Here is a 3506-nt window from a genome sequence, read left to right as displayed (position 1 = left end):
ACTCTGAACACCGTGTTTTGCACTACAAAGACATCACCGGATACGAGATTGAGCGGGTATTGCTGAATGAAATTCATGAGAATAACAACATAGAGATATTAACACATTACTTTGCGCTGGAGTTAATTACCCAGCATCACCTGGGTGAGTTTGTTGATAAACGTACCGAAGATATCAACTGTTATGGTGTATATGCCTTTAACACAGAGCTTAACGATGTGGAAAAGATTGTGGCAAATGTGACTGTGATGGCTTCGGGTGGTGCCGGACATGTATATTCGGCCACAACAAATCCGGTTATTGCAACAGGCGATGGTATGGCAATGGTTTACCGTGCAAAAGGAAAGGTAAGGAATATGGAGTTTATTCAGTTCCATCCCACTGCTTTGTATCATCCTGGAGAGTACCCATCGTTCTTAATATCAGAAGCTGTTAGGGGTTTTGGTGGTGTTTTAAGACGGAAGAATGGTGAGGAATTTATGCATGAATATGATGAGCGTAAATCTTTGGCACCACGTGATATAGTAGCCCGTGCGGTAGATAATGAAATGAAGAAATCAGGCGATGACTTTGTTTACCTTGATATTACCATGCGCAAGAAAGCAGATATTCTGAAACACTTTCCTAATATATATGCCAAATGTTTATCAATAGGGATAGATATGACGAAAGATTATATACCTGTTACACCTGCATCTCATTATATGTGTGGTGGCATTTTAGTTGATGAATATGGTCGCTCTTCAATTAAAAATTTATATGCCTGTGGCGAATGCTCTTCAACAGGTTTGCATGGGGCTAACCGTTTGGCTTCCAATTCGTTATTAGAGGCTACGGTTTTTGCACACCGTATTTACCAGGATGCTATCGAGAACTTTCAAAATAACATTATTCCCGATCATATCCCAGAGTGGGACTCTAAAGGTGTTACCCAAAGTAATGAGGATGTATTGGTAACACATAACCTTAGGGAGCTACAAAAGGTTATGGGCGATTATGTGGGTATTGTCCGTTCTGATTTCCGTTTGGAAAGAGCACATCGCCGCTTGTTTTTAATTTATCAGGAAACAGAAGAATTTTATAAAAAAAATAAAGTTTCAGTTAAACTTTGCGAATTGCGTAATGTAATTCAAACTGCTTATCTGGTGATCAAATCTGCCATGCAACGGAAAGAGAGCAGGGGATTACATTATACTACTGATTATCCTGAACATGCAAAAGAATTAGTAGATACCGTTTTTTAATGTGGAATCGTCATGCTGAATTTAGTTCAGCATGTACGTATCATATATACAATACATAATAAGACCCTGAAATAAATTCAGGGTGACGTAAAATAGAGTTATGCCTTTAATACTACCCGTAAAAGATAAATACCCTGAAATTGGAAAAGACAATTTTATTGCAGAGAATGCCACAATAGTGGGTGATGTAATAATAGGTGACAAATGCTCGGTATGGTTTAATGCTGTAATTAGAGGCGATGTAAATGCCATTACGATTGGAAATGAATCAAACATACAAGATGGTGCGGTAATTCATGCAACCTACTTAAAAGCTTCTACACACATCGGTAACCGGGTATCTGTAGGGCACAATGCCATAGTGCATGGCTGTACTGTTCAGGATAATGTTTTAATCGGCATGGGTGCCATTGTAATGGATCATGCTGTTATAGAAGAGTATTGTATTATTGCAGCGGGATCTGTAGTATTGGAAAATACGATATGTGAAACGGGTTATTTATATGCTGGCACGCCTGCAAAAAAAATAAAGCCCATTACTGATGAGCAAAGGGCTTTATTGAATAAATTGCCTGATAATTATATCATGTATTCGGGTTGGTTTACCACTTAGTATCCGTCATGCTGAACTTGTTTCAGCATCTTTGTTGCCATTAAGACCCTGAAATAAATTACCTTCGGTGAGCTCGCTTAAGGCTCGGTTTACTGTGTAGCTTTCCGCTGCGCTACAAGTCAGGGTGACAGCTATTTTAATTATTTTTAGGTGGTGCAGGTATCACCAATGGGTCTTCACGTTCCCAGTTAGGTTTTAAATCCATTAAAGCCTTTACATACCAAACTTTTTCGGGTTGATATCCTTCTTTAACATTTCCTGTATCCCAGATTCCGTTTTTATTTTCATCGTAAATTACCCTGAGCATATACTTGCCTGCCGGATATTTAGAAAAAGTAACTTTTGAGTTTTTGCTTACCGGAAAAGATTTTATGATGTCCTTTTTTTCGTTTAGAAACTGCACAACATATCTTTTAGCGGTATCTGGAACAGTAACATTTAATACGAGCGTAGTATAAGCATCCTGGCTTTCGAGCGAAAATCTCTTGGTTACATCTTTGTTTTTAGCATTGAATATAGCTGTAAAAGCACCTGCAGCTAGCTTCAAATCATAAGTCCTTTTATTTTTCCAAGGGTATTTTATATAGTATTTAAGGAAATCTACACTGTCTTTTACTACTTCAAAAGTTGTCCGTTTTACTGAGTCTTCTAAAAGGGTGATTTTTGATGGATCTGCAGCAGTCATTGGAAAAGGAAAGGTTAGCGTTAACTGTTGGAAAGGGTTTAACTTACCGCCCAATAAGTTATCAGAAACAGTAACCTCGCGTGTATACGTGTCTTTTTTACCCCGGGTAAAGTTTAAGGTCTGTAAAACTTTACCTTGATCTTGTATGGCAACCTTAACCGAATCGAAGCTTAAGTCTTTTAGCCATATTTTGGCGGTATCATTATTTTTAGAGAAATGGACAAACTTACCCACGTCAACAGCTGGTGGGTCTGTAATGGTTATTTTAGGGCTTTTAAGCTGCTGGTTAAAGATGATTGATATACTGCCGTCGTTATTTAGTTTTCGGTCTAATACTCGGAATTCTGGTGCCAATTCCTTAAATATCTGCAGATCTATGTTCTCTATATTTTTATCTATTACAATAGGGTCTTTTACAAATCCAACTTCATCCGAAATCTGCTGGTATATTTTATCGCCTCCTCCGCTACTTTCCTTAACCGCATACACTTTATAAGTACCTTTTCTAAGGTTATTCAATTTGTAGGTTCCTGCACTATCAGTAGTGGTATATATTGATGGGCGTTTTTTTCCAAAAATGGTGTCTCTTTCTAAAGGTAGAATAAATACGGTAACTTCCTTCTCAGGTTCGTCGGTTAGCGAATTGATTACCTTGCCGCTTAATGATAACGAATCTATTTCCGGGCCGGTAGAAAAAACATAGGATAAATTTTTAACTACATTTCCTTCGTTAACATCGGCTACAGATTTTCCAAAGTTTAAAGTGTAGGTTGTATTTTTTTCTAAAGAATCCTTAAGGTTAATTTCTAATCTTTTTTGCCTCTTTTTTAACTCAGGAGTTTTTTCCTGATCGGGTGAAATTGAAAATTCTTTAAACTCATCTTTAAGATTAAAATATTCATCAAACTCGATTACAATTTTTTTAGCATTAAAATTCCTCGTTTGATTTTTTGGAGTCATGCTT

The 3506-nt window shown here is 37.2% G+C and carries 3 protein-coding genes; 2 read left to right on the top strand and 1 reads right to left on the bottom strand.

Annotated elements, in window-relative coordinates:
- Together AC1DND_RS23035 and AC1DND_RS23030 are read left to right on the top strand one after the other, a co-directional pair.
- Nucleotides 1-1244, top strand: a 1244-nt coding sequence (locus AC1DND_RS23035) for an L-aspartate oxidase (protein WP_477584926.1), incomplete at its 5' end; no start/stop codon positions are given.
- A gap of 100 nt (nt 1245-1344) precedes the next feature.
- Nucleotides 1345-1857 (top strand): gamma carbonic anhydrase family protein, encoded by a 513-nt coding sequence (locus AC1DND_RS23030; protein ID WP_477584925.1) that lies wholly within the window; start codon nt 1345-1347, stop codon nt 1855-1857.
- Between the two features lie 136 nt (nt 1858-1993).
- Here the strand turns inward: AC1DND_RS23030 and AC1DND_RS23025 are convergent.
- Nucleotides 1994-3506: Ig-like domain-containing protein (locus AC1DND_RS23025; protein WP_477584924.1), on the bottom strand; the 1513-nt coding region annotated here is incomplete at its 5' end.

The organism is Pedobacter sp. 01N416, assembly GCF_056399685.1.
Note: the sequence above shows the minus strand (reverse complement) of the source record. Positions and strands in the feature narration are given on the sequence as shown.